21 protein-coding genes are annotated in these 23058 nt (G+C 70.1%); 9 read left to right on the top strand and 12 right to left on the bottom strand.

The window, feature by feature from the left end; genetic code table 11:
• Positions 1-4 precede the first annotated feature (4 nt).
• On the top strand, positions 5-745 hold the full coding sequence (locus IQ210_RS18435) for an LON peptidase substrate-binding domain-containing protein (protein WP_194080126.1): 741 nt from the start codon (positions 5-7) through the stop codon (positions 743-745).
• A 16-nt stretch (positions 746-761) separates the two neighbouring features.
• A complete protein-coding gene (gene ybaK / locus IQ210_RS18430; protein WP_194080125.1) occupies positions 762-1268 on the top strand; it encodes a Cys-tRNA(Pro) deacylase in 507 nt (168 codons plus the stop codon).
• Between the two features lie 267 nt (positions 1269-1535).
• Here the strand turns inward: ybaK and IQ210_RS18425 are convergent, their stop codons facing one another.
• From IQ210_RS18425 to IQ210_RS18410, 4 genes are all read right to left on the bottom strand, one after another.
• Positions 1536-2204 (bottom strand): AAA family ATPase, encoded by a 669-nt coding sequence (locus IQ210_RS18425; RefSeq protein ID WP_194080124.1) that lies wholly within the window; start codon positions 2202-2204, stop codon positions 1536-1538.
• Positions 2205-2238: 34 nt separating this feature from the next.
• A complete protein-coding gene (locus IQ210_RS18420; protein ID WP_194080123.1) occupies positions 2239-3060 on the bottom strand; it encodes an ABC transporter permease in 822 nt (273 codons plus the stop codon).
• 112 nt (positions 3061-3172) lie between these two features.
• Complete coding sequence (locus IQ210_RS18415) at positions 3173-4147, bottom strand: ABC transporter ATP-binding protein (protein ID WP_194080457.1); 975 nt, start codon at positions 4145-4147, stop codon at positions 3173-3175.
• 106 nt (positions 4148-4253) lie between these two features.
• Positions 4254-5468, bottom strand: a complete 1215-nt coding sequence (locus IQ210_RS18410; protein ID WP_194080122.1) for an NYN domain-containing protein — start codon at positions 5466-5468, stop codon at positions 4254-4256.
• A gap of 224 nt (positions 5469-5692) precedes the next feature.
• On the opposite strand from IQ210_RS18410, the gene IQ210_RS18405 reads away from it, so the two are divergent.
• The gene (locus tag IQ210_RS18405; protein WP_165951132.1) at positions 5693-5857 is read left to right on the top strand and encodes a hypothetical protein; all 165 of its coding nucleotides are present in this window, start codon (positions 5693-5695) and stop codon (positions 5855-5857) included.
• Between the two features lie 87 nt (positions 5858-5944).
• Here IQ210_RS18405 and dnaE read toward each other — a convergent pair whose 3' ends face one another.
• Entirely contained in the window at positions 5945-9484 is a 3540-nt protein-coding gene (gene dnaE / locus IQ210_RS18400; protein ID WP_194080121.1) for a DNA polymerase III subunit alpha, read from the bottom strand.
• Positions 9485-9687: 203 nt separating this feature from the next.
• Here dnaE and IQ210_RS18395 point away from each other — a divergent pair, with 203 nt between their 5' ends.
• The 5 genes from IQ210_RS18395 to IQ210_RS18375 all read left to right on the top strand — a co-directional run bounded on the left by IQ210_RS18395 (position 9688) and on the right by IQ210_RS18375 (position 15619).
• The gene (locus IQ210_RS18395) at positions 9688-11013 is read left to right on the top strand and encodes a DUF2252 domain-containing protein (protein WP_194080120.1); all 1326 of its coding nucleotides are present in this window, start codon (positions 9688-9690) and stop codon (positions 11011-11013) included.
• Positions 11014-11105: 92 nt separating this feature from the next.
• On the top strand, positions 11106-11798 hold the full coding sequence (locus IQ210_RS18390) for a hypothetical protein (protein ID WP_194080119.1): 693 nt from the start codon (positions 11106-11108) through the stop codon (positions 11796-11798).
• A gap of 83 nt (positions 11799-11881) precedes the next feature.
• On the top strand, positions 11882-12694 hold the full coding sequence (locus IQ210_RS18385; protein WP_194080118.1) for a thioredoxin domain-containing protein: 813 nt from the start codon (positions 11882-11884) through the stop codon (positions 12692-12694).
• A gap of 103 nt (positions 12695-12797) precedes the next feature.
• A complete protein-coding gene (locus tag IQ210_RS18380; protein WP_194080117.1) occupies positions 12798-14456 on the top strand; it encodes an alkaline phosphatase D family protein in 1659 nt (552 codons plus the stop codon).
• A gap of 206 nt (positions 14457-14662) precedes the next feature.
• The gene (locus IQ210_RS18375) at positions 14663-15619 is read left to right on the top strand and encodes a zinc metalloprotease (RefSeq protein WP_390897672.1); all 957 of its coding nucleotides are present in this window, start codon (positions 14663-14665) and stop codon (positions 15617-15619) included.
• A gap of 1 nt (position 15620) precedes the next feature.
• Here the strand turns inward: IQ210_RS18375 and IQ210_RS18370 are convergent, their stop codons facing one another.
• Positions 15621-16190, bottom strand: a complete 570-nt coding sequence (locus IQ210_RS18370; RefSeq protein ID WP_194080115.1) for a dienelactone hydrolase family protein — start codon at positions 16188-16190, stop codon at positions 15621-15623.
• 30 nt (positions 16191-16220) lie between these two features.
• Here IQ210_RS18370 and IQ210_RS18365 point away from each other — a divergent pair, with 30 nt between their 5' ends.
• Positions 16221-17336 carry a mechanosensitive ion channel family protein gene (locus IQ210_RS18365; protein ID WP_194080114.1) on the top strand — a complete coding sequence of 372 codons (1116 nt, stop codon included), beginning with the start codon at positions 16221-16223 and terminating at the stop codon, positions 17334-17336.
• A gap of 3 nt (positions 17337-17339) precedes the next feature.
• Here the strand turns inward: IQ210_RS18365 and IQ210_RS18360 are convergent, their stop codons facing one another.
• The 6 genes from IQ210_RS18360 to IQ210_RS18335 form a co-directional block, all read right to left on the bottom strand.
• A complete protein-coding gene (locus tag IQ210_RS18360) occupies positions 17340-18080 on the bottom strand; it encodes an SDR family NAD(P)-dependent oxidoreductase (protein WP_194080113.1) in 741 nt (246 codons plus the stop codon).
• Between the two features lie 109 nt (positions 18081-18189).
• Entirely contained in the window at positions 18190-19776 is a 1587-nt protein-coding gene (locus tag IQ210_RS18355; protein ID WP_194080112.1) for a Na+/H+ antiporter, read from the bottom strand.
• A gap of 73 nt (positions 19777-19849) precedes the next feature.
• Positions 19850-20266 carry a GNAT family N-acetyltransferase gene (locus IQ210_RS18350; protein ID WP_228048018.1) on the bottom strand — a complete coding sequence of 139 codons (417 nt, stop codon included), beginning with the start codon at positions 20264-20266 and terminating at the stop codon, positions 19850-19852.
• A 50-nt stretch (positions 20267-20316) separates the two neighbouring features.
• Complete coding sequence (locus IQ210_RS18345) at positions 20317-21261, bottom strand: RluA family pseudouridine synthase (RefSeq protein WP_194080110.1); 945 nt, start codon at positions 21259-21261, stop codon at positions 20317-20319.
• A 58-nt stretch (positions 21262-21319) separates the two neighbouring features.
• On the bottom strand, positions 21320-21916 hold the full coding sequence (gene lspA / locus IQ210_RS18340; protein WP_194080109.1) for a signal peptidase II: 597 nt from the start codon (positions 21914-21916) through the stop codon (positions 21320-21322).
• Positions 21917-21977: 61 nt separating this feature from the next.
• Positions 21978-22907, bottom strand: coding sequence for a TraR/DksA family transcriptional regulator (locus IQ210_RS18335; RefSeq protein ID WP_194080108.1), 930 nt, complete (start codon positions 22905-22907; stop codon positions 21978-21980).
• Positions 22908-23058 lie beyond the last annotated feature (151 nt).

The raw sequence follows: 23058 nt of genomic DNA, 5'->3' as shown, positions 1-23058 counted from the left end.
CGCCGTGACCACCGTCCGGCTCCCGCTCTTCCCCCTGAACTCGGTGCTGTTCCCGGGGTTGGTGCTCCCGTTGAACGTCTTCGAGGAGCGCTACCGCGCCATGATGCGCGAACTTCTGAAGACCCCCGAGGACGAACCGCGCCGCTTCGCCGTCGTCGCGATCCGCGACGGCCACGAGGTGGCGGCGAGCGAGCCCGGCATGCCCGATCCCACGTCCGTGCCCGAACGCGGCCCGGCGGCGGGCTTCGGCACCGATCCCGCCAAGGCCTTCCACGGCACCGGCTGCATCGCGGACGCGGCGACGATCAGGGAGCGTGCCGACGGCACGTTCGAGGTCCTGGCGACCGGCACGACCCGGGTGAAGCTGCTGTCCGTGGACGCGTCGGGCCCGTATCTCGTCGCGGAACTGGAAGAGCTCCCGGAGGAGCGGGGCGAGGAGGCCGGCGCCCTGGCCGAAGGCGTCCTGAGGGCCTTCCGCGCGTACCAGAAACGCCTGGCGGGCGCCCGCGAACGCTCCCTCACCTCCGGCTCGGAGCTGCCGGACGAACCGGCGGTCGTCTCCTACCTCGTCGCGGCGGCGATGATGCTCGACACCCCCACCAAGCAACGCCTCCTCCAGGCCCCGGACACCGCGTCCCGGCTGCGCGACGAGCTGAAACTCCTTCGCTCGGAGACGGCGATCATCCGTAACCTGCCGTCGTTGCCGGCGTCGGACCTGACGCGCGGCCCGACGAGTCTGAACTGAGTCCGAGGGACGACCGATGGCGAAGAAGCCCAAGAAGCAGGCACAGCAGACAGGCGGCACCCCCGCGACGGTGGCCTTGACGGCGGCGGGAGCGGAATACACGGTCCACGCCTACGACCACGACCCCAACCACCCCTCCTACGGCGAGGAGGCGGCCGAGGCGATGGGCGTGTCTCCCGAGCGCGTCTTCAAGACCCTCGTCGCGGACGTGGACGGCACGCTCACGGTGGCGGTGGTCCCGGTGGCGGGCCAGCTGGACCTGAAGGCCCTGGCGGCGGCGGTGAACGGCAAGCGGGCGGCCATGGCAGACCCAACCCTCGCCGAACGCACGACGGGCTACGTCAGGGGCGGCATCTCCCCCTTGGGCCAGCGCAAAAAGCTCCCGACGGTCCTGGACGCGTCGGCGTCCGCCCACCCCACGATCTGCGTCTCGGCGGGCCGCAGAGGCCTGGAGGTCGAACTCGCCCCGGAGGACCTGACCAAACTCACGGACGCGGTACTGGCCCCCATCGGCCGCGCCTGACCCCTCGACGCGGGCCCGTTCCTCGGTTAAGTACGAGGAACATGTCGAAAAAAACCCGAAAGCGAAAGTGGCGCACAAAGAAGGGCCGCTCAAACCACGGCAGGCGCCCGGCGTAGGGGCTTACCCATCCATGCAGCGGCACCCGTTTGCCCGCGTAGCTGCGGGCAGTCGTGCCGCAGGGCGGCACGGGTGGGCGCAGCGGCACCCCGCCGGCGCGGGCGAGCTGAACCCACCCCCGCCCAGCCCCCACCCCATGCACCTCACGAGCTACGCCTGCGGCTTCGCCCCATACGGCCCCGCCCCATACGCCGGCACCTCAGGATCCCGCGGCCCGAACAACCCCGTAAGCCCCAGGTGCACCAACAGCGCCCCCAAAGACCACGCCAGCAACGCCCCCTTCGCCCCCAGTTTCAGCGGCGCCGAGAACGTCACCCCCTTGCCCACGGACTTCGCATGGGCCAGCACATCCTGCGCCGGCCCGAGCCACACCCCGACCCGCCACGCCAGCAACGACCCGAGCAGCCCCCCGACCCCGAGCGCCACCACCAACGGCACACCCCCACGCCGCCGCAGCAGGAACACGACGACCGCGCTCACCACCCCGAACGCCAGCCCGAGCAGCGCGAACGTCCCGTCGACGCCGACCGCCTGCTCCCCCTCGGTGTCCTTGAGGTAGACGATCCACCGCTTCTCGACGACGTCCCCGACCAGCGGCACATGCGGCGCCAGCCACCACCACAGCACCCCCAGCAGCAGCCCACCCAGCGCCACCGCCACCGTGATCACGGCGGCTTCCCGCAGTTCGGTCTTCATTCCGGGACCGTCCTGTTCGTACAGGCTTCCGGGCCCACCGGCACCGTACGGCGGCGGCGCCTGCCAGGCCTGGTGCGGAGAGGGGTCGCTCGGCGGCGGAGGAGGAGTCAGTGGTGCGGTCACCCTGACATCGTGCCAGGCCCGCCTGTGCGGCGCGTCACCGGACGGCCGCCCGACGGTACGCCCAGGTGGCGACGCCGAGCGAGACGACCCCGACCGCTCCGCAGACGGCCAGGTCACCGAGGACGAACGCCCAGTCGGGATGCGGCCCGAAGGTCCGCGCGAAGGCTTCGACGCCGTACGTCGAGGGCAGCAGGTCCCGCAGGAACCGCACCCCCTCCGGCATCCGGTCGGCCGGCAGGACGCCCAGCAGCAGCGCCGCGGACATGCCCAACTGGCCGAGCACGGTCGCCAGTTCCGGCCGCGGCGCGAGCAGCCCGAAGGCGGCGCCGAGCCCGGCCAGCGCAGCGCCCGCGAGCGGGATCACCGCGACGAGCACCCACAGATGCGCCATCGGCAGCCCGAACAGCACGCAGCCGAACACCGCTGTCACGACGGTCCCGGGCACAGTGAAGGAGGCGTACGCCCCCGCCGCCCCCAGCACCACCGCCGCGGGCGGCACCGGCAGCGTCGCGTAGTGGTCAAGGCCTCCGCTCGCCCGCAGCTGCCCGAAGTACTGCGCGAGCAGGTTCAGCGCGACGAACGCCACGACGAGCACCGCGGAGCCCGCGACCACGGCCTGCGCCTCGGCCCCGCCGTCCACGACCCCGCGCATCAGGATCATGATCCCGACGGACTGGAAGGTCGCCACGAACAGCAGCGGGATGCGCGCGACCCGGGCCCGGGACAGCTGGGCCCGGTAGACGGCCACGAGCGCCGGCCACAGCCGCGCACGCGGCCCGAGCTCGGCCGCGTCCCGGTCCGTCTCCTCGACGGCCAGGGCGCTGCCCGGCAGCACCTCGGCGGGTACGACACTCACGTGGCGCTGCTCCCTTTCACCCACGGGGTCACCGATACGTTCGCCCTGTTCCGTCTCCGTACGGATGCTACGGCCCGCTCGCTCAAGCCCGACTCAAGAGCCTTCAAAGCGTTCACGCCTTCACCAGCCCCTGCCGCGCCGCCCCGCCGAGCGCCAGGTACACGTCCTCCAGGCTGGGCGTGGCGAGCGTGAAGTCGTCGAGGGCGGCGAAGGCGGCGCCGCCGGTGACGGTGGCGACGACCGCGCGGGCCTCTTCAGGCGCGAGCCGGAGCGTCCAGCGGCGTCCGGCCTCGACGGCCCGGTCGTGCAGCGCGGCGACCTCGGGGACGTGCAGCGGAGCGGCCTCGCGCCACACCAAGTCGACGCGAACCTCTCCGGCGACCTGTTCCTTGAGCCCGACGGGGGTGTCGCAGGCGATCACCCGCCCGCGGTCGAGGACCGCGACCCGGTCGAGGACGGTCTCGGCCTCGATGACGTTGTGGGTGACGAGCAGGACGGTCGTGCCGCGTTCGGCCCGGCGCCGGTCCACGGCCGCCCACACGGCCCGCCGCGCCACCGGGTCCATGCCGGTGGTCGGCTCGTCGAGCACGAGCAGCGGCCGCTCCCCGACCAGCGCGGCGGCGAAGCACGCCAGCCGCCGCTGACCGCCGGACAGCTTCTTGATCGCCCGCCCGGCGAGCGGCGCGAGCCCCAGTTCGTCGAGTACGGCGTCCCGCTCGGCCCTGGCCTCACGCGCCTCCAGGCCGCGCAGCCGTCCGGTGGTCTCGGCGGCGAGGGAGACGGTGAGTTCGTCGAGGGCGGTGGACTCCTGGCCGAGGTAGGCGAGGATGCGCGCGGCCCGCTCCGGGTGGCGCACGATGTCGTGCCCGAGGATCTCGACCGTGCCGCTGTCGGGCCGCATCAGGCCGGTCAGCTGGCGTACGAGGGTGGACTTGCCGGCGCCGTTCGGCCCGAGCAGCCCGAAGATCTCACCGCGGCGGATGTCGAGTCGTACGTCGTCGGTGGCCCGCACCTCGGGCGTCGCGGGAACCCCGCGCCTGCCCCGTACCGCGGGATAGGTCTTGGTCAGTCCGCGCACCGCGCACACGACATCGTCGCCATGCCGAAGTGCCTGTCCCGCGCGCGTACTCACAAGGCACGAGACTACGGGGTCGGGAACCTCCGCTCGCCCTGGGGGCGGCGTATGTGCCGTTTCACTCCCCCGCGGGCGCGTGCTCCGCGGCCGTGCGTACGTCGATCTCGCGCCAGAACCCGGCCCTGATGGCGTACCGGTCGTGCTCGTCGATCTGGTCGTCCTTGTGGGCGAGCAGCCCGAAGCGGGCGGCGTAGCGCAGCAGCTCCCCGTCGATGCGGTGCGGGATGCGCGGGTACATCCCGGAGAGCTTCTGGAGGTGGCTCTGGTCGCCGAGGCGTTCCATCCAGCGTCGGGCGAAGACCTGCCCCACCTCGTAGGGGTCGCCTCCGACGGTCGTGATGTCCTCCTCCCGGTCGGCCCAGCGCTGCTCGGCGGTGGTGAGCTGCGCGAGCGTGGGCATCGAGGCGACCTCGGGCGGTTCGGCGGAGCCGCCGGGCCGGTCGACCCAGCCCTTGTCGGAGGACCAGCGCAGGGTGGCGTTGGCAGGCTGCTGCGGCTGGACGCCCGGGGCGCGCAGGGCGGCCAGATCCTTGGGGGTGGGCACGCCCTTGGGCGCGGGCACCCGCTCCTGGGTGCCGTTCTCGGACGCGGCGGCCGGGGCGTGCTCGCTCTCGTCGGCGGAGCGCTCGGCGGCCGCGGCGAGCGCGGAGTCGGGCAGCGGCGCGGAGAGGATCGCGGCGATCTCGGGCCGGGGCGCGGGCGGCGGCGCGCAGATCCCGCCGAGCTCCTTGGCGCGGACAGCCTTGGTGATCCACGTACGGTCCAGGACGCGTCGTTCGTCGGCCTCGGCGACGAGGTCCTCGGACTGGTTGTAGTCGCCGTCGGCGGCCTGCACGGCCCACAGGTGGACGGCGACGCCGTGCTCCTTGGCGGCCATCATGCCCGGCAGCAGGTCGCCGTCGCCGGTGACCAGGACGATGTCGGAGCAGGCGCGGTTGCGGGCCAGCTCGGTGAGCTCGGCGTGCATGGCGGCGTCGACGCCCTTCTGGGCCCAGCGTCCGTCGCTGCGGGTCAGGGCGCCGAGCCGGACAGTGACCCGGGGCATCACGCGCAGCCGGCGGTGTTCGGGCTGGGGGACGCGGTCGGGGGCGCCGTCGAACCAGTAGATGCGCAGCAGCGGCCGCTCGGTGTCCGACTCGGCGCGGTCGCGCAGGCCTTGGATGAGGGCGGCGTGGTCGACGGTGATCCGGGATCGGGAAGGTTCCCCGGCAAGGAGGGAGGCGGCCGCCCCCAGCAGATAGCCGGCGTCCACCAGGACGATGCAGCGGTCCACGCGACTCACCCTCTTCCCGGGAGGTTTGCTTCGGGCTTCCTTCGAGTCTGCCCGACCGCGCGGAGGTTAACGGCCGGAACTCGATCTTCGGCGTGGCGTTTCGGTGCATCGCCGGGCGACATCCCCTGTCACACACGGTAATTATCCGAAATGCGTTCTTTGTCAGCCTATGTGAATCTGGTCGCGGCCCTGGCCCCTAGATCCCCCTCAGGAGGCAGATCACCATGGCCAAGAACAAGAACCGTGACCGTAAGCAGCCGCAGTCCGAGCGTGGTCAGCAGCAGGCCCAGCAGTCCTCGATGGAGGCGCAGGCCGAGCAGCGCATGACCCAGGTGACTCCGGGTGACATGGCCCGCAAGGGCAAGCAGAAGCGCTTCGGTCACAACTGACATCTGCATAACGGGTTGTTGAGACCCAGGCACACGGAGAGGGCGCATCCGGACCACGGATGCGCCCTCTCGACGTACGGCTAACGGCTAACCCGCGAGGCAGGACGGGCCGAGCAGCACCTTCAGGTCGCCGAAGAGCGCCGGGTCCGGCTTCACCCGGTGCCGGTCCAGGCGCAGGACCGTGGTCTTGGTCGGGCCCTGGAGCTTGATCCGGACCTCGCTCTCGCCCTTGTGGTGGCTGAGGATCTCGCCGAGGCGGCTGACCATCGGCGGGGTGACCCGGGTCGCCGGGATGGTGAGGATCACCGGCGCGTTGGTGCCCGCGTTCGACAGATCGGGGACCTGGAGTTCCATGGCAACGAGACGGGGCACGTCCTCGCGCTTGTCGAGGCGGCCCTTGACGAACACCACGGCGTCCTCGACGAGTTGGGTCGACACCAGCTGGTAGGTGGCCGGGAAGAACATGCACTCGATGGAGCCGGCGAGGTCCTCGACGGTGGCGATCGCCCAGGCGTTGCCCTGCTTGGTCATCTTGCGCTGCAGACCGGAGATGATGCCGCCGATGGTGACGACCGCGCCGTCCGCGTGCTCACCTCCGGTGAGCTGGGCGATGCCCGCGTCGGCCTTGTCGGACAGCACGTGCTCCAGGCCGAAGAGCGGGTGGTCGGAGACGTACAGACCGAGCATCTCCCGCTCCTGGGCGAGGAGATAGGTCTTGTCCCACTCGTCGGTGGTGAACTCGACGTCGAGTCCGAAGCCGGGTTCGCTGCTCTCCTCCTCGCCCATGCCGCCGAAGAGGTCGAACTGTCCCTCGGCCTCCTTGCGCTTGACCGCGACCACGTTGTCGATCATCGGCTCGAAGTGCGCGGTGAGGCCCTTGCGGGTGTGGCCGAGGGTGTCGAAGGCGCCCGCCTTGATCAGCGACTCGGTGGTGCGCTTGTTGCAGGCGACCGCCTCGACCTTGTCGAGGTAGTCGGGGAACGAGGCGTACTTCCCCTTGGCCTTGCGGCTCTTGATGATCGACTCGACCACGTTGGTGCCGACGTTGCGCACGGCCTCCAGGCCGAAGAGGATCACGTCGTCGCCCTGGGCGGCGAAGTTGTGCACCGACTCGTTGACGTTCGGCGGGAGCACCTTGATGCCCATGCGACGGCACTCGTTGAGGTAGACGGCCGACTTGTCCTTGTCGTCCTTCACCGAGGTCAGCAGCGCGGCCATGTACTCGGCGGGGTGGTTGGCCTTGAGGTAGGCCGTCCAGTACGAGACCAGGCCGTACGCGGCGGAGTGCGCCTTGTTGAAGGCGTAGCCGGCGAAGGGGACCAGCACGTCCCACAGCGCCTGGATCGCCTCGTCGCTGTAGCCGTTCTTCTTGGCGCCCGCCTGGAAGATGGTGAAGTTCTTCGCCAGTTCGTCGGGCTTCTTCTTGCCCATCACTCGGCGGAGGATGTCGGCCTCGCCGAGCGAGTAGCCGGCGATGATCTGCGCGGCCTTCTGCACCTGCTCCTGGTAGACGATCAGGCCGTAGGTGACCGCGAGGACCTCTTCGAGCGGCTCCTCCAGCTCCGGGTGGATCGGGGTGATCTCCTGGAGCTTGTTCTTGCGCAGCGCGTAGTTGGTGTGCGAGTCCATGCCCATCGGGCCCGGGCGGTACAGCGCGGAGACGGCGGAGATGTCTTCGAAGTTGTCGGGCTTCATCAGGCGCAGCAGCGAGCGCATGGGGCCGCCGTCGAACTGGAAGACGCCGAGGGTGTCGCCGCGCTGGAGGAGTTCGAAGGTCGTCGGGTCGTCCAGCGGCAGCGCCAGCAGGTCGATGTCGATGCCCTTGTTGGACTTCACCATCTTGACGGCGTCGTCCATGATCGTCAGGTTGCGCAGGCCGAGGAAGTCCATCTTCAGCAGGCCGAGCGACTCACAACTCGGGTAGTCCCACTGCGTGATGGTCACGCCGTCGGTGTGGCGCACCCAGACGGGCACGTGCTCGGTGATGGTCTCGCTGGACATGATCACGCCGGCGGCGTGCACACCCATCTGCCGGACCAGGCCCTCGACGCCCTTGGCGGTGTCGATGACCTTCTTCACGTCCGGTTCGTTCTCGTACATCCCGCGGACCTCGCCCGCCTCGCTGTAGCGCGGGTGCGAGGGGTCGGTGATGCCGTTGAGGTCGATGCCCTTGCCGAGGACGTCGGCGGGCATGGCCTTGGTGATGCGGTCGCCCATCGCGTACGGGTAGCCCAGCACGCGCGCGGAGTCCTTGATCGCGTTCTTGGCCTTGATCTTGCCGTAGGTGCCGATCATGGCGACCTTGTCGGCGCCGTATTTCTCCGTCACGTACCTGATCACCTCGACGCGCCTGCGCTCGTCGAAGTCGATGTCGACGTCGGGCATGGAGATGCGCTCGGGGTTGAGGAACCGCTCGAAGATCAGGCCGTGCGGGATCGGGTCGAGGTCGGTGATGCCCATGGCGTAGGCGACGATCGAGCCGGCCGCGGAGCCTCGCCCTGGGCCGACCGCGATGCCGTTGTTCTTGGCCCACATGATGAAGTCGGCGACGACGAGGAAGTAGCCGGGGAAGCCCATCGAGATGATGACGTCCATCTCGTAGTCGGCCTGCTTCTGGCGGTCCTCGGGGATGCCGCCCGGGTAGCGGCGCTCCATGCCGCGGCGGACCTCCTCCTTGAACCAGGTGACCTCGGTGTAGCCCTCGGGGATGTCGAACTTCGGCATGAGGTTCTTGGCCTCGAACATGCCGGTGGTGTCGACCTGCTCGGCGACCAGGAGGGTGTTGCGGCAGCCCTCCTGCCAGGCGTCGGAGGAGTCGACGGCGTACATCTCGTCCGTGGACTTCAGGTAGTAGCCGGTGCCGTCGAACTTGAAGCGGTCCGGGTCGGAGAGGTTCTTGCCGGTCTGGATGCAGAGCAGGGCGTCGTGCGCCGTCGCCTCGTGCGCGTACGTGTAGTGCGAGTCGTTCGTCACCAGCGGCGGGATGCCGAGCTTCTTGCCGATGTCGAGGAGGCCGTCGCGGACCCGGCGCTCGATCTCGATGCCGTGGTCCATCAGCTCCAGGAAGTAGCGGTCCTTGCCGAAGATGTCCTGGTACTCGGCGGCCGACTTCAGGGCCTCGTCGTACTGGCCGAGGCGCAGGCGGGTCTGGAGCTCGCCGGAGGGGCAGCCGGTGGAGGCGATGAGGCCCTCGGACCACTGGGAGATGGTCTCCTTGTCCATCCGGGGCCACTTCTGCAGCCAGCCCTCGGCGTACGCGTCCGAGGAGAGCCGGAAGAGGTTGTGCAGACCGGTGACGTTGGACGCCCAGATCGTCTTGTGGGTGTAACCACCGGAACCCGAGACGTCGTCCCGCTTCTGGTGCGGCTGGCCCCACTGGATCTTGCGCTTGTTGCGCCGGGACTCGGGGGCGACATAGGCCTCGATGCCGATGATCGGGGTGACCCCGGCCTTCTTCGCGGAATGGAAGAAGTCGTACGCCCCGTGGAGGTTGCCGTGGTCCGACATGGCGATATGGGTCATGCCCATCTCGTTGCACGCGTCGAACATGTCCTTCAGCCGCGCGGCACCGTCCAGCAGGGAGTACTGGGTGTGGACGTGCAGGTGCGTGAACGGCGGCTTCGACACGGTTTGGCCTCCAGGGAAAACAGTCGGCGACGGGCTGGCGCACAGTTCGGGGGACAGCTCGGAAGTCTATGCCTCGGGACTGACACTCCGGGGGCCGCCCCGCGTACCTTCACAGCGAGGGATTCCGCGGGCACTTTCGTCCGCTCCCGCCCGTTGAGACGACAGAAACGCTGTCGTACACATGCACCAGGAGGCACCCCGCGATGTCGGTACCGCAGCTCAACGACGAGCCTCGCGGCGAGGAGATCCTCGCCGTCTTCGACACCGCCTTCGGCGAGCTCCTGGCCGCCGACCCGGCCGCGTTCCGCGTGAAGTTCCGCAAGATGGCGGCCTCGGCGTTCGCGTTCTACCGGGGCACGGCGTGCCTCTTCTACCACGACCTCGACGCCGAGAAGCGGGGCGGCCCGTACCTGGACGAGCGCACCTCGCGCGTGTGGATCCACGGCGACCTGCACGCCGAGAACTTCGGCACGTACATGGACGCCACCGGCCGGCTGATCTTCAACGTCAACGACTTCGACGAGGCGTACGTCGGCCCCTTCACGTGGGACCTCAAGCGCTTCTCCGCCTCGATCGCCCTGATCGGCTACGCGAAGGCGCTCAGCGACGAGCAGATCACCGAGCTGGTGCGTGTCTACGCGGGCGCGTACCGCGAGCGCGTCCACGCCCTGGCGACCGGCGCCAAGAGCGACGAGGTGCCGCCGTTCACGCTGGACACCGCCGAGGGCCCGCTCCTGGACGCGCTGCGTGACGCCCGCTCGCTGACCCGCTTCGGGCTGCTGGACTCGATGACCGAGATCCGGGACTTCGAGCGCCGGTTCGCCCCGGGCGGCGGCTCCATCGAGCTGGACGCGGCCACGCGGTACAAGGTGCTGGCCGCCTTCGACGGCTACCTGGAGACCCTGCCGGACGCGTCGCTGGCCCGCCCGGACTCCTACCGCGTGAAGGACGTCGTCGGCCGCCGCGGGATCGGCATCGGGTCGGCGGGACTCCCGTCGTACAACATCCTCCTGGAGGGCCACAGCGACGCGTTGGAGAACGACGTCGTGATCTACATCAAGCAGGCCCAGACCCCGGCCGTCTCCCGGCACATCACCGACCCGGCGATCCGTGACTACTTCCAGCACGAGGGGCACCGCACGGTGATCTCCCAGCGCGCCCTCCAGGCCCACGCCGACCCGTGGCTGGGCTGGACCGAGCTGGACGGCGCGGGGCAGTTGGTCGCCGAGGTCTCGCCGTACGCCGTGGATCTCGACTGGGGTGACATCGACGACACCGAGGAGATCGCGGCGGTCGTCGCCGACCTCGGCCGGGCCACGGCCACCATGCACGCGGCGGCGGACGACCAGTCCGGCGAGTCCCTGGTGCCGTTCTCCACCGAGCGGGCCATCGACGCGGCGATCGCGGCCGACGAGGAGGGCTTCGGCGAGCTCCTGGTCTCCTTCGCGCACGACTACGGCGCACGCGCGCGTGCCGACCACCAGATCTTCGTGGACCTGTTCCGCAACGGCCGGATTCCGGGCCTGTGACGGAAACCGCACGCATGTCGATAACGATAGGGGCGCTCACAGGGACCTTTTAGGGGTCCCTTACAGGGGCGCGTGACACACTCTCTGTCGCTATGGACATATCCGGGACCCAGCTACGAGCGCTCCGCGCGGCGCTGTTCACGGCACTCGTCGTGACGCTCAGCACCGCGTCGCACGTACTGCTGTCCCGCGCCCCGCTCCCGCTGAACACGGTGGCCCTGGTCGCGGTCGCCGTGTTCGCCGTGGCGTACGCCCTGGCCGGCCGGGAGCGGAGCTTCGGGCGGATCGCCGCCCTGCTCGTCCCGCTGGAGCTGGCCGCGGACACGGTCCTCACCACCGGGCAGCACGTGTGCTACGGCGCCGCGGGCGGCCCCGTCGCGGGCCCCCTGCGCTCGGTCGGCTGGGACGTGTTCTGCGGCGACGGCACCAGCGTCGGTACCCCCCTGGCCCGGGTCACCGGCGCCGACACCGACCGGCTCGCGAGCGTCCTCGCCCACGCCGATCCGCAGGCCGCCTGGCTGCTGCTCGGCGCGCACATCGGCGTCGGCCTGCTGGCCGCCGCCTGGCTGCGCCGCGGCGAGCGGGCGCTGGCCCAGCTGCTGCGGGCGGTGGCGGCGACGACGTTCCGCCCGCTCCTCCTCGCGGTCGCCGCGGTGGCGGTACGACAGACCCCGGCACCCCGCGTCCCGCGGCGCCCCCGTCGTCGTACGACCGTCGCCCGCGACCGGCTTCTCGTGCACTCCCTGGGACGGCGTGGACCGCCCTGCTCGGCCGCTCTCGCCTGAACGATCACGCACAGCACCGAGCACCACCACCCCCTTTTACGTATCCGCACACACGTGTGCGCGTCCCCTTACGGAGATCCCCCATGAGCAAGCGGAACAGCCAGGCGGCGAAGACGGCGGCCCGCGAGCGGCTGCGCCAGGAGCGCGAGCGCCAGGCCAAGCGCGACAAGATCAAGCGGCAGGTCATCGTCGCCTGCTCCATCGTCGGCGTCCTCGCGATAGCCGGCGGCATCAGCTACGCCGTGGTCCAGGGCAACAAGCCCAGCTACTGGGAAGAGGCGAAGAGCGACAAGCTCGTCAAGCCGGCCAACACCACGGGCGAGAACGGCACGACGGTCGTCATCGGCAAGGACAGCGCCAAGAAGACCCTCGTGATGTACGAGGACCCGCGCTGCCCGGTCTGCGCCCAGTTCGAGCAGACCGTCGGCTCGACCGTGGACAAGGACGTCGAGGCCGGCAAGTTCAAGATCGAGTACGTCGGTGCCAGCTTCCTCGACAAGGGCCTGGGCGGCGAGGGTTCCAAGAACGGGCTCAGCGCGCTCGGCGCCGCGCTCAACGTCAGCCCCGAGGCCTTCCTCGAGTACAAGACCGCGATGTACTCGAAGAAGTGGCACCCCGAGGAGAACGACGACAAGTTCAAGGACGACGCCTACCTCATCAAGATCGCGAACACCGTCGACGCCCTGAAGGACAACAAGACCTTCCAGAACGCCGTGAAGAACGGCACCTACGACAAGTGGGCGCTGGAGATGTCCGCCAAGTTCGACGACAGCGGCGTGACCGGCACTCCGACCCTGAAGATGGACGGCAAGGCGCTGACCGGCTCCGACGGGCAGAACGCGCCGATGACGGTGGCCGAGTTCAACACGGCGATCGAGGCGGCGCTGAAGGCCTGACGCTCCTTCACCTCGAAGACCTGACCTTCTTCACCTCAAAGAGCGGGCGAACTTTCACCAGTTCGCCCGCTCTCGTTCATACCGATCAGTAACCTGATCGGTCGTGACCAGTAGACACAGAGCATCCGAGCGCCTCAACTCCCTGGCGCCACGCCGCCGTACGGTCGTGAAGGCCGCCGCCGCCACCGCGGGCGCGGCCCTCGTCGCAGCCCCCTTCCCCGCCGGCGCCGCCGACGAGGCCCCCGCATTCCTGCACGGCGTCGCCTCCGGCGACCCGCTGCCCGACGGCATCCTGCTGTGGACCCGGGTGACCCCCGTGGCCGCGGCGATACCCGGCTCCGGGCTCGGCCCGGACACCGAGGTGAGCTGGATCGTCGCCACGGACAAGGCGTTCACGAACATCGTCGCCAAGGGCTCCGTCACCGCGACCGCCGCCTCCGACCACACCGTCAAGGCCGACGTCCGCGGCCTCGCCCCCACCACGCACTACTGGTTCCGCTTCTCCGCGGGCGGCACCGACTCCCCGGCGGCGCGCACCCGCACCGCGCCGGCGGCGGATTCGGCCGTCGCCAACCTCCGCTTCGGCGTGGTCTCCTGTGCGAACTGGGAGGCCGGCTACTTCTCCTCGTACCGCCATCTCGCCGCGCGCGGCGACCTGGACGCCTGGCTGCACCTGGGCGACTACATCTACGAGTACGGCACCGGCGAGTACGGCACCCGTGACACCGTCGTACGGCAGCACGCGCCGACCCACGAGATCCTGACCCTCGCCGACTACCGGGTCCGGCACGGGAAGTACAAGACCGACGCCGATCTCCAGGCGCTGCACGCGGTGGCTCCGGTCGTGGCGATCTGGGACGACCACGAGTTCGCCAACGACGCCTGGTCGGGCGGCGCGGAGAACCACACCGAGGGCACGGAAGGCGCCTGGGCCGCACGCCAGGCTGCCGCCAAGCAGGCGTACTTCGATTGGATGCCGGTGCGCCCGGCGATCGCGGGGACGACCTACCGGCGGCTGCGCTTCGGCAAGTTGGTCGATCTGTCGCTGCTGGACCTGCGGTCCTTCCGTTCGCAGCAGGTGTCCGTCGGCAACGGCTCGGTCGACGACCCGGACCGCACGCTCACCGGGCGCGCCCAACTGGACTGGCTGAAGGCGGGGTTGAAGTCCTCCGACACCACCTGGCGGCTGGTCGGCAACTCGGTGATGATCTCGCCGTTCGCGATCGGCTCGCTCTCCGCGGATCTGCTCAAGCCGCTCGCCAAGCTGCTGGGCCTGCCGCAGGAGGGCCTCGCCCTCAACACCGACCAGTGGGACGGCTACACGGACGACCGCCGTGAACTCCTGGCCCACCTGCGCTCGAACGCGATCCGCAACACCGTGTTCCTGACCGGTGACATCCACATGGCGTGGGCCAACGACGTGCCGGTGGACGCCGGTACGTACCCGCTGTCGGCCTCGGCCGCGACCGAGTTCGTCGTCACGTCGGTGACCTCCGACAACCTGGACGACCTCGTGAAGGTCCCCGAGGGCACGGTCTCCGCGGTCGCCGCGCCGATCATCAAGCTGGCCAACCGGCATGTCCACTGGGTCGACACCGACCGCCACGGCTACGGCGTCCTGGACATCACCGCCGACCGCGCGCAGATGGACTACTACGTCGTCTCCGACAAGACGAAGGCCAACGCGACGTCGTCCTGGGCCCGTTCGTACCGCACGAGGACCGGCACGCAGAAGGTCGAGCGGACGTACGACCCCGTGTAGTCAGGTTTTGGCCAACGGCGAGGGGTGCGGCCCGTGTTCGTATACGGCCGCGCCCCTCGCCCGGTCAGAAGCTGTTCGGGAGGCATTTACAGGCTGAGCATGTACACGTAATCTCCGGGCGGCGGCCAGGAAGACCCCTGCGCCCGCTCTCCCCAACGCATCAGCTAGGAGTCAGCATGCGTGCGCTTGCCCGGATAACCCCTGTTATGCGCAGACGCCTTCTCGGCACGGCCGTTGTGGCCGGAACCCTGATGCTCACTCCCCTGTCGGCGCCCACCGGAATCGCGGCGGCCCGGACTCCGACCGCCGACTGCGCCGACACGGACACCCACGCGGCGGCCCGCGAGTCCCGCCCCGGCAGCGGCGAGCACATCGCCGAGCCCAACGAGATCAGCACCGCCAAGGCCCAGGCCATGGACGCCGATCTGCGCGCCAAGCTCGACAAACTGCCCTCGTCCGGCAGCCGCAGCCTCGCCGCCGCGGCCTCCACCACCATCCCGGTGTACTTCCACGTCATCCACGACGGCGCCACCGGCAACCTCAGCTCCTCCGACATCAGCGCCCAGCTGAACGTCCTGAACGCCGCCTACGCCGGCCAGGGCACCGGAAACGTCGACTCCGGCTACCAGTTCACGCTGGCCGGCACCGACTACACCGACAACGCGGCCTGGTACAACGTCGGTTACGGCTCCGCCGAGGAGAAGGCGATGAAGACCGCCCTGCGCAAGGGCGGCGCGAACGCGCTCAACATCTACACCGCCAACCTCGGCGACGGCCTCCTCGGCTGGGCCACCTTCCCCAGCTCCTACAAGTCCAGCCCGTCCATGGACGGCGTCGTCATCCTCGACGCGTCCCTGCCCGGCGGCTCGGCCACCCACTACGACGAGGGCGACACCGCCACCCACGAGGTCGGCCACTGGATGGGCCTGTACCACACCTTCCAGGGCGGCTGTAACGGCAAGGGCGACTACGTCGACGACACCCCCGCCGAGAAGAGCGCGGCCTACGAGTGCCCGACCGGCCGCGACACCTGCACCACCAAGGCGGGCGTGGACCCGATCCACAACTTCATGGACTACACGTACGACAACTGCATGTACCAGTTCACCTCGGGCCAGGTGACGCGCATGCAGCAGAGCTTCGCGGCCTACCGCGCCGGATGACCTAGAGCGAGTCGAGGAAGCCGAGCGCCACCCGCCAGGTAGCCTCGGCGGCCTCCTCGTCGTAGTCGGGCAGGTCGGGGTCGGTGTAGAGGTGACCGGCCCCGACGTACCGGTAGATCTCCACGTCGGCGCCCGCGCGGCCCATCTGGAGATACCAGGAGCTCAGCCAGTCGTCCGTCTCGAACTGGTCCGGCTCGGCGACATGCAGCTGGACCGGCAGCTCGTCCACGGCCGCGTTGGCCGCGATGTCCGAGGTGCCGTGCAGAAGCAGCAGCCCGCGCGCCTTGTCGTCGCCGAGAGCGAGGGTCTGCGCGACGGAGGCGCCGAACGAGAACCCGGCGTACACCAGGCCCCGCTCCGAGTAGGGCGCGGCGGCCAGCACGGCCCGCTTGAGCAGTTCGTCCTTGCCGACGCTCTCCCTGAACTCCATGCCTTCCTCGACCGTCTCGAACGTGCGCCCCTCGAAGAGGTCCGGCGTCCAGACCTGGTGCCCGGCGGCGCGCAGCCGGTCCGCCGCCGCGCGCACCGCGGGCCGCAGACCGTACGTCGAGTGAAAGAGCATGATGTTCATGAGACCCATCGTGCCAGTACGGTCGGAGGCATGGAGAACGTACTGCGTCCGCTGATCGTCGTCGGCGGCTCGGTCGTGCTCACGCTTCTCATCGGCTGGGCGACCGATCTGCTGATGCGCAAGGCCGACCAACGGCAGAGCGAGACCCCGCTGTGGGGCCTGCTGCGCCGCGGCCGCATCCCCTACCAGCTCGTCATCTTCGCGGCTCTGCTCAGAGGGTCGTACGACGAGGCGCGGGTGCTGGAGGCTCACCGGGTCGGCATCGGCCGGACACTGACGCTGGTCCTCATCGGGGCGACGGCGTGGCTGATGATCCGGATCGCGGCGGCGGTCGTCGAGACGACGTACACGCGTTACTCGCGCGCCCAGCGCGATCCGGCCCGGGTCCGTCGGGTCCGCACCCAGGTGACTCTCATCACACGGGTGGTCACCGCGGTCGTCGCCGTGGTGGCGATCGCCGCGATGCTGCTGACGTTCCCCGCGATGCGCGCGGCCGGTGCCTCGCTGCTGGCCTCGGCCGGCATCCTCGGCATCGTCGCCGGTGTCGCGGCGCAGTCCACGCTGAGCAACATGTTCGCGGGGCTCCAGATCGCGTTCGGCGACATGGTGCGCATAGGGGACACGGTCGTGGTGGACGGCGAGTGGGGCACGGTCGAGGAGATCACGCTCACGTTCCTGACGGTCCGGACCTGGGACGAACGCCGCATCACCATGCCCGTCTCGTACTTCACCTCGAAGCCGTTCGAGAACTGGTCGCGCGGCGGGGCCCAGATGACCGGCATCGTCTACTGGCACCTCGACCACTCGGCACCGATGGACGCGATGCGCGTGAAACTCCGCGACATCCTCCGCGAGTGCCCGGCATGGGACGGCCGAGCCTGTGACCTCACGGTCACGGACTCGACCCCGAACACCATGCAGGTGCGTGCCCTGGTGACCGCCAGGGACGCCGACGACATCTGGAAGGTACGGGTCACGGTCCGCGAGCAGATGATCCGCTGGCTGACCGACCACCACCCGTACGCCCTCCCCCGCGTCAACACGGCCGACTCGGCCCTGCCCCCGGGCAGCAACGGCGCCCGCCCGGCCGCCTCCCCGGACGGCGCGCCCCGCAGGATGCACGAGCCGCCGAGGCAGAGCCGCTGACCGTCAATGGCCTCGCTCGGCGCCCCCGTTGACCTGCACGATCTGTGAGGTCACGTGTCCGGCGCCGGGCGAGGCCAGCCAGTGCAGCGTCTCGGCGACGTCCCCGGGGGTCCCGGCGCGACCGTTCGCGGTGTCGTTGATGAGCCGCTCGCGCCGGGCGGGGTCGATGGCGCCGCCGAAGAACTCGGTGTCCTCGATGTAGCCGGGCGCGACCACGTTCACGGTGATGCCACGCGGCCCGAGATCCCGGGCCAGGTCATGGGCGTACGGATGCAGCCCCGCCTTGGCGGCCCCGTACGCCCCGCTCCCGGACCCCCGGTAGGCGGCGATGGAGCTGACGAACAGCACGCGTCCGCCGGGCGAGGCGAGCCGGTCCTTGAGGGCCTCGGTGAGCAGCGCGGCGGTCAGTAGATTGAGCCGGAAGTTGACGGTCCAGTTGTGCGCGACGGCGTCCAACGGATCATCTCCGGCGGCAGACGGTTCGAGCTGCCCGGTCCCCCCGGCACTGTGGACGAGCACGTCCACGGCCCCGAACTCCCGCCCGACGAACTCGGCGACCCCGCGCACGTCGGCGGTGTCACTGAGATCGGCGGCACAGCTGAGCGCCCCAGGCACGTCCGCCCGTTCCAGCACCTCCTTGCGCCGCCCGACCAACAACACCCGATCCCCGCCCGCAGCAAAGACCCGAGCCGCAGCGAGCCCAATTCCCGTACCACCGCCACTGATCACAACGTTACGAGCCATGATCCGAGCGTACGAACGGAAAGCCGCCGACGGCGAGCAACCCCCACGGGAAACGGCACCTTTTCACGAACTGGAAACGGGCGGTGCGCGGGTGGGAGAACACCCCGAATCAACGCAGACTGCGCACATCCAGATGCCGCAGCACCCGATCCACCACCTCCGGATCCGCCCCCGGCTCACTCCGCGCCGCCAACACCTCATGCCGCGCCGCGCTCAACATCTCCCCCTGAATCCGCCGCACCCGCTTCAACCGCTTCGCCCGCTGCTGATGCGCCTCCCGCCGCTCCTCGTCCCCCATGTCCGGACTGATCCGCACCCCGATGTCGAAGGCCCGCCGCAACATCTGCTCGGACAGCTCCTCCGGCAGCTCCTCGACGTCCTCGATCTCCCTCAGCCGCCGCTTGGCCGCCTTGGCCGCCCGGATCGCCAGCGTCTTCTCGAACTCCTTCTCCCGCTCGGTGTCGGCCTTCACCCCGAGCCGCTTCACCAGCCACGGCAGGGTCAGCCCCTGGAGCACGAGGGTCGCCATGATGACCCCGAACGCGATGAACACGATCTCGTCCCGGTCGGGAAAGGCCGCCCCCTCGTCGGTCTTCAGCGGAATCGCCAGCGCCAACGCCACGGACGCCACCCCCCGCATCCCCGACCACCACATGACGACGGTCTCCCGCCAGGTCATCGGGATCTCCTCGTCGTAGTCCTGCCTGGCGTGCAGCCGCTTGGCGACCCAGGTCGCGGGCAGCAGCCACAACAGCCGTACGAGGACGACGACCACGACGATCGCGGCCGCCCAGCCGAGCATCTCGCCCCACCGCCCGGACGCGGTCCGGATCGCGTTGTGCAGTTCGAGCCCGATCAGCCCGAAGGCCACCCCGGTGACCAGCGTGTCGACGATGTCCCAGAAGGTGTGCCCGGCGAGCCGGGTGAGCACGTCGTCGGCGTCGGTGCCGTACTCGGCGAGGAAGAGGGCGGTGGTGAGCACGGCGAGCACCCCGGACCCGTGCAGCTCCTCGGCGAGCACGTAGGAGGCGTACGGCACGAGGAGCGTCAGCCCGATCTGGAGGGTCGCGTCGTCGAGCAGGTCCATCAGCTTGTTCGCGCCCCAGCCCAGGACGACGCCCATGACGACGGCGACGACCGCGGAGAGCACCAGCTCGAACGCGGCCTCCCCGAGGTGGAAGGAACCGCTGACGGCCGCGGCGATCGCCACGTGGTAGAGCACGATGGCCGTGACGTCGTTGAAGAGCCCTTCGCCCTCCAGGATCGACACCAGCCGCCGCGGCAGCCCCAGTTGCCCGGCGACGGCAGTCGCCGCGACGGGGTCGGGTGGCGCGACCAGCGCGCCGAGCGCCACGGCGGCGGCGATCGGCAGCCCGGGCACGATCGCGTTGGCGACGGCGGCCACACACACGGTGGTGACGAACACCAGCGCCACGGCGAGCAGCAGGATCGGCCGTACGTTGGCCGCGAACTGCCGCCAGGAGGTGCGCCGCACGGCCGCGTAGAGCAGCGGCGGCAGCAGGAGCGGCAGAATCAGCTCCGGCGCGATCTCGACGTTCGGCACGAAGTCCAGCAGCGCGAGGACGATCCCGAGCAGGGTCATGAGGACCGGCGCCGGCAACCCGAACCGGTCTCCCACCGGGACGCTCACCACGGCCCCGAGCAACAGCACGAACAGCAGGGCCAACTGATCCACGGTCAGGCTCCGGCGGGTCGGACGAGCAGGAATCTCCAGCTGTCCAGCCTGCCATGACGGCCGCGCCGATCAGTTACAGCGCGCGCCGCATCCCCTGGTGCGGAATCCCCGCCTCCAGGTACTCCGGCCCGTAGGGCTCGTACCTGAGCCGCTCGTAGAACCCCAGTGCGTGCGTCTGCGCGTGCAGATCCACCGCCGCGAGCCCCCGCGCGCGTGCTGCGTCCTCGATGGCCCGTACGAGCGCCACGCCGACGCCGAGACCGCGCGCCTCCTCGGCGACCGCGAGCCGCCCGAGCGAGCCCAGGGTGAGATCACCGCCGACCTTGTCGGCGGCCTGCGCGCCGTACAGCAGCCGCCCGGTGCCCAGCGCCGTCCCGTCGTCCCGCACGGCCAGCACATGCACCGCGACGGCGTCGTACGCGTCGTACTCCAGGTCCTCCGGGACGCCTTGCTCGACGACGAAGACCTGCTTGCGCACGGCGAAGCACATCTCCCGGTCGGCGGGGCCCTCAGCGACCCGCACCGTGTACGACAGCCGGCTCACGCGTACGTCTCCTCGCGGACCTGGTCCAGGGCCTGCTGGAGGTCCTCCGGGTAGTCGCTCTCGAACTCGACCCACTGCCCGTCCCCGGGGTGCTCGAAGCCGAGGCGGACCGCGTGCAGCCACTGCCGGGTCAGGCGCAGCCGCTTGGCGAGCGTCGGGTCGGCGCCGTAGGTGAGGTCGCCGACGCAGGGGTGGCGGTGGGCGGCCATGTGGACGCGGATCTGGTGGGTGCGGCCCGTCTCCAGCTTCACGTCGAGCAGGGAGGCCGCGCGGAACGCCTCGATGAGGTCGTAGTGCGTGATCGACGGCTTGCCGTCGGCGGTGACCGCCCACTTGTAGTCGTGGTTCGGGTGACGGCCGATGGGGGCGTCGATGGTGCCGCTCGTCGGGTCCGGGTGGCCCTGGACGAGGGTGTGGTAGCGCTTGTCGACCGTGCGCTCCTTGAACTGGCGCTTGAGCGACGTGTACGCGTACTCCGACTTGGCGACCACCATCAGGCCGGAGGTGCCGACGTCGAGGCGGTGCACGATGCCCTGGCGCTCGGCGGCGCCGGAGGTCGAGATGCGGTACCCGGCGGCGGCGAGGCCGCCGATGACGGTCGGGCCGGTCCAGCCGGGCGAGGGGTGGGCGGCGACCCCGACGGGCTTGACGATGACGACCACGTCATCGTCGTCATGGATGATCTCCATGCCCTCGACCGGCTCGGCGACGATCTGCACGGGCGCGGGCGCGCCGGGCATCTCGACCTCCAGCCAGGCGCCGCCGTGCACGCGCTCGGACTTGCCGACCACGGACCCGTCGACCTGGACCTTGCCCGCCGCCGCCAGCTCGGCCGCCTTGGTGCGGGAGAAGCCGAACATGCGGGAGATGGCGGCGTCGACGCGCTCGCCCTCCAGGCCGTCCGGCACGGGCAGGGTTCGGATCTCGGGAATCGTGCTCACCCGTCGAGTATGCCGGACCGGATCAGGCACCCCGCACGAGCCTGTGGAAAACCGGGCCTCAGTCCTTGTGGACGGTGCCGTCCGGGTCGAGGCCCTTGAAGGACAGCAGCACGATCAGGATGCCGCCGCACACGATCGCCGAGTCGGCGAGATTGAACACCGCGAAGTGCTTCGGCGCGATGAAGTCGACGACCGCGCCCTCGAAGACGCCTGGCGAGCGGAAGATCCGGTCGGTGAGGTTGCCGAGCGCACCGCCGAGGAGCAGGCCGAGCGCGATCGCCCAGGGCAGGCTGTAGAGCTTGCGGGCGAGACGGGCGATGACCACGATCACGGCCGCCGCGATCACCGTGAAGATCACGGTGAAGGCCTCGCCGAAGCCGAAGGCGGCGCCCGCGTTGCGGATCGCCTCGAACTTCAGCCAGTCCCCGATGATCTCGATCGGCGCGTGGTGCTCCAGCTTGGCCACCACGAGCAGCTTGCTGCCGAGGTCGAGGAGGTACGCGAAGGCGGCGACGGCGAACAGCACGGCGATCCGGCGCTTGCCCCTGGACTGGGGCCGCTCCTCGACGCCCGCCTGCCCGGCTGCCTGCTCCGGCTCGGCCCCGTCCCCCTCAGGGGTGTCCGGCGTACCGATCATGCGCTCCGCTTCGGTCACGTGAGTCCCTCAACCTAGGTGCCTGACTGAGGACGAGGGTACGGCACGCCCCGCTGGACCCTCAGTACCGGCGTTCCTGCTTCTGCTTGCACTCCACGCACAGGGTCGCGCGCGGGAACGCCTGCATACGCGCCTTGCCGATCGGGTTGCCGCAGTTCTCGCACAGACCGTAGGTACCCGCGTCGAGCCGGTCCAGGGCCCGCTCGGTCTGTTCGAGCATCTCGCGCGCGTTGGCCGCGAGGGCCATCTCGTGCTCGCGCGTGATGTTCTTGGTGCCGGTGTCGGCCTGGTCGTCGCCCGCGCCGTCCCCGGAGTCCCGCATCAGACCCACGAGGGACTCCTCGGACGTCGTGATCTCGGAGCGCAGCCGCAGCGCCTCGGACTGCAGCTCGGCGCGCGCCTCCGCGACCTCCTCCGGCGTCCAGGGGTCCTCGCCGGGGCGGACCGCGAGCTCGCCCGGCTCCGCCGCGGCGAGGCGTGCCTTGGGGACGGCCGTCTTCGCCGCCGTGGCCGTGCCAGGAGTCTTCTTCGCAACCACCGTCGTGGCTCCCGTCTGCTTCGCGGCCTGCGCCGCGCCCGCCTTCTTGGCCGTCTTCCCGGCCGCGCTCTTGGCGGCCGCGCTTTTCGTGGAGGTGCTCTTCGTGGTCTTCGAGGTGGTGCTCTTCACGGCAGCGGTCTTCTTGCCGACCGCCTTCTTCGCCGCCGTCTTCTTGGCAGTCGCTGTCTTCTTGACAGCCGCCTTCTTCACGGCCGCCGCCGTCTCCGCCGTCTTCTTGGCGGCGGCCTTCTTCGTCACGGTCTTCTTGGCCGCCGTCTTCCTGCTCCCGGCCGCAGCCCCTGGTCTTTCAGGACCCTCCGCCGCCTTCTCGGCCGCCTTCTTCGCCGCCGCCCCCACGGCCTTCTTCCCGCCCACGTCCTTGGCCGCACCGCCGGAGGCATGTGTGGACCTGCCCGACGCCGACTTCTGATCGGCGGTCTTCTTCGCCACCATGGCCGCGGCCCCTTCACATATTGTGATCTTGCACGCGAATCGTGCTGGGACGATAAATCGACTTGAGTCCCGCGGCAACGGGGCGCACCGCCCGATTCGCCCGCCTCGCGCAGGGAGCACGCCAGGCATGCAAGCGTTGTGCCCAGCTCCC

This window comes from Streptomyces justiciae (assembly GCF_015163075.1).
Taxonomy (GTDB): domain Bacteria; phylum Actinomycetota; class Actinomycetes; order Streptomycetales; family Streptomycetaceae; genus Streptomyces; species Streptomyces justiciae.
This window is presented reverse-complemented; position numbering and strand designations above follow the sequence as displayed.

Excerpts from the sequence above, each read along its gene's own strand:
- ybaK (WP_194080125.1), top strand. The coding sequence starts at position 762 with ATGGCGAAGAAGCCCAAGAAGCAGGCACAGCAGACAGGCGGCACCCCC.
- IQ210_RS18405 (WP_165951132.1), top strand. The coding sequence starts at position 5,693 with ATGGCCAAGAACAAGAACCGTGACCGTAAGCAGCCGCAGTCCGAGCGT.
- IQ210_RS18395 (WP_194080120.1), top strand. The coding sequence starts at position 9,688 with ATGTCGGTACCGCAGCTCAACGACGAGCCTCGCGGCGAGGAGATCCTC.
- IQ210_RS18390 (WP_194080119.1), top strand. The coding sequence starts at position 11,106 with ATGGACATATCCGGGACCCAGCTACGAGCGCTCCGCGCGGCGCTGTTC.
- IQ210_RS18385 (WP_194080118.1), top strand. The coding sequence starts at position 11,882 with ATGAGCAAGCGGAACAGCCAGGCGGCGAAGACGGCGGCCCGCGAGCGG.
- IQ210_RS18375 (WP_390897672.1), top strand. The coding sequence starts at position 14,663 with ATGCGCAGACGCCTTCTCGGCACGGCCGTTGTGGCCGGAACCCTGATG.
- IQ210_RS18370 (WP_194080115.1), bottom strand. The coding sequence starts at position 16,190 with ATGAACATCATGCTCTTTCACTCGACGTACGGTCTGCGGCCCGCGGTG.
- IQ210_RS18365 (WP_194080114.1), top strand. The coding sequence starts at position 16,221 with ATGGAGAACGTACTGCGTCCGCTGATCGTCGTCGGCGGCTCGGTCGTG.
- IQ210_RS18360 (WP_194080113.1), bottom strand. The coding sequence starts at position 18,080 with ATGGCTCGTAACGTTGTGATCAGTGGCGGTGGTACGGGAATTGGGCTC.
- IQ210_RS18350 (WP_228048018.1), bottom strand. The coding sequence starts at position 20,266 with ATGTGCTTCGCCGTGCGCAAGCAGGTCTTCGTCGTCGAGCAAGGCGTC.
- IQ210_RS18335 (WP_194080108.1), bottom strand. The coding sequence starts at position 22,907 with ATGGTGGCGAAGAAGACCGCCGATCAGAAGTCGGCGTCGGGCAGGTCC.